Annotated in this window: 3 protein-coding genes; 2 read left to right on the forward strand and 1 reads right to left on the reverse strand. The window is 57.9% G+C overall.

Going from position 1 to position 2400, the window contains the following annotated elements; all coding sequences use genetic code 11:
* Positions 1 to 71 precede the first annotated feature (71 nt).
* Both C0K55_RS25485 and C0K55_RS25490 read left to right on the forward strand, forming a co-directional pair.
* Entirely contained in the window at positions 72 to 1433 is a 1362-nt protein-coding gene (locus C0K55_RS25485) for a DUF3560 domain-containing protein (RefSeq protein WP_050858699.1), read from the forward strand.
* 47 nt (positions 1434 to 1480) lie between these two features.
* On the forward strand, positions 1481 to 2044 hold the full coding sequence (locus C0K55_RS25490) for a class I SAM-dependent methyltransferase (RefSeq protein WP_105267018.1): 564 nt from the start codon (positions 1481 to 1483) through the stop codon (positions 2042 to 2044).
* Here the strand turns inward: C0K55_RS25490 and C0K55_RS26415 are convergent.
* Positions 2025 to 2400 (reverse strand): hypothetical protein (locus C0K55_RS26415; RefSeq protein ID WP_236942625.1); only part of this gene is annotated, 376 nt, incomplete at its 5' end. The genes C0K55_RS25490 and C0K55_RS26415 overlap by 20 nt on opposite strands.

Below are 2400 nucleotides of genomic sequence, written 5' to 3' on the forward strand. Positions count from 1 at the left end.
TGAAACGCGCTTTTAACTGATGAGGTGAGCCGCCCCGCGAGGGGCGGCAACAGACGGAAGGAGAACATTTTATGACATTAGCAGCAATCACCATGACCGCCCCGGAAGCCGCCAGCCCTGTGCAGATATACCGCGCGACCTACTCACCGGATGACAACAAACTGCGCCTGTATGCCGCGTCACGTCTTGACCCGGAGACGTATAAAAAAGTGCATGATGCCGGTTTTCGCTGGGCACCCAAACAGGCGCTGTTTGTCGCGCCAGCCTGGACACCGGGCCGGGAAGACGTGCTCCTCTCACTTGCCGGAGAGATTGTGGATGAAGACAGCACGCTCGCTGAACGTCAGGAAGCACGGGCGGAGCGGTTTACCGGATACAGTGGGAAGCGGGCCAGTGAATCCGCACAGGCACTTGATGAAGTGGAAAGACTGGCCGCGATGATCCCGCCCGGTCAGCCCATTCTTGTGGGGCATCACAGCGAACGCCGCGCCCGTCGTGATGCGCAGCGTATTGAAAACGGCATGAAACGTGCCGTGATGCTCTTTGAACGTGCGGAATACTGGGAAGAGCGGGCGCGGTCGGCACTGCTTCACGCGAAGTATAAAGAACGTCCGGACGTTCGCTGGCGTCGCATCAAAAAAATCGAAGCTGATTTGCGCAAGGCTGAAAAGACCATCGCGCAGTCGCAGAAATATCTGACGATGTGGCGGGCTGAATCGCTGGATCTGAATATGGCAAAACTCATCAGCAGTCATGACCATATCAGCGCCTGTTTCCCGCTGGATACGTATCCGCGCCCGGCAGAAAAAAGCCAGTATGAAGGAAGTCGATCGCTGTGGTCGGCCCTGGATGATGACATCATCACCACGGAGCAGGCCCGCGAAATTGCGATCCGCTGTCATGAACGGCAGATTCAGCATCAACAACGCTGGGTTAACCACTATCAGAACCGCCTGATCTATGAGCGTGCCATGCTGGACGAAAGCGGCGGCGTGGTTACCCGGACACAGGATTTTGAGCCGGGCGGACAGGTTTTCAGCCGGGGCGAGTGGCTGACCATCATCCGTGTGAACAAAAGCAACGGGGCGGTGAGTTCAGTCACAACGCCAAATTACAGTTTTCTCGGGTACAGCGGCACGATGAAAGTGACGCCCGATCGCATCACGGACTACAAAGCACCATCGGCAGAAGAGGCTGCCGTCGCCAGTCAGGCCGCGAAGCGTCCGCCGGTAGTCAACTATCCGGGGGAAGGTTTCCGGGAAATGACAAAGGCACAGTGGGCCGCCCTGCCCCGGGACTGTAAGGCCGTGCGCAGTGTGGCAGAAGCAGAAGACCACGGGGCATACCGCTACCGTCGCACAATGGACAACAATTTCCGTCTGGTGAATGTGTATATCACCGACATGAAAATCACGGAAATCCCGCAGAAATAAGACTTACCCCCCGGAGAAATCCCCGGGGGGATGACGGAGACAATGACATGCACAGTCAGTTAAGGGAGCGTATCAGGCTGATGCGCGCAAGGCTGGACAATGCCAGACCGGTTATCGAGATTCCGGCAGAATCTCAGCTTTTTGTGACACCTGCCCCGGTCTGCGATCGCCTGGTGACGCTGGCGGAAATCAGCAACCGTGATCACATTCTGGAACCCTCTGCCGGGACCGGAGCCATACTGCGGGCGATTCGGGATACCGCGCCGGGGGCCATGTGTGATGCGGTGGAGATTAACAGCGGGCTGGTCCGGTATCTGCGGGAAAATTTTAACGGTGTCAGGGTTCAGTGTGGCGACTTCATGGAATGGCAGCCGGTGCAGTATTACAGCCGGGTTATCATGAATCCGCCGTTCAGTCACGGGCAGGATATCCGGCATATCCTGCGGGCTTTTTCCCTGTTGCGTCCGGGTGGTGTGCTGGTCGCCGTCTGTCTGAACGGGCCGCGCCAGCAGGAGAAGCTGTTGCCGTTTTCTGACGTCCGCGAGGAGCTGCCGCGCGGCACGTTTGCTTATACCCGTGTTCCGACGATGATTATTCGTCTGCGGGCCTGAAGACGCCGGGCAGGCGGGAGGATAAATGCCTGTCTGTCCGCGCCGGGAAAAGACCGCGCGCCGGTGGCGCTGAAAGGGGCCGCGCTGACGCGCCGCCCCTTTCATTACGCGGACGTTCTGACGGGGGCTTCTGTTTCTTCATGCCTGTCATTTGTCTGTTACTGATGATGTTGTTGTTCCTGCTACTGCTACTGCTACTGCTACTGTTCTTCTTTTTTCTGATGCTCTCATTACTGTCTGTTTTGTTGTTCTCCTGCTTATGCCTTTTCCGGGCGTCCCCCTGGCGGGGCGGGCTGTCGTGAACGGAGCCAGCGAAGCTGTCTCCGCCCTGGCGGGCTTCCATCCCTGACGCCAAA

This window comes from Escherichia sp. MOD1-EC6098, assembly GCF_002965865.1.
Lineage (GTDB): Bacteria > Pseudomonadota > Gammaproteobacteria > Enterobacterales > Enterobacteriaceae > Escherichia > Escherichia marmotae.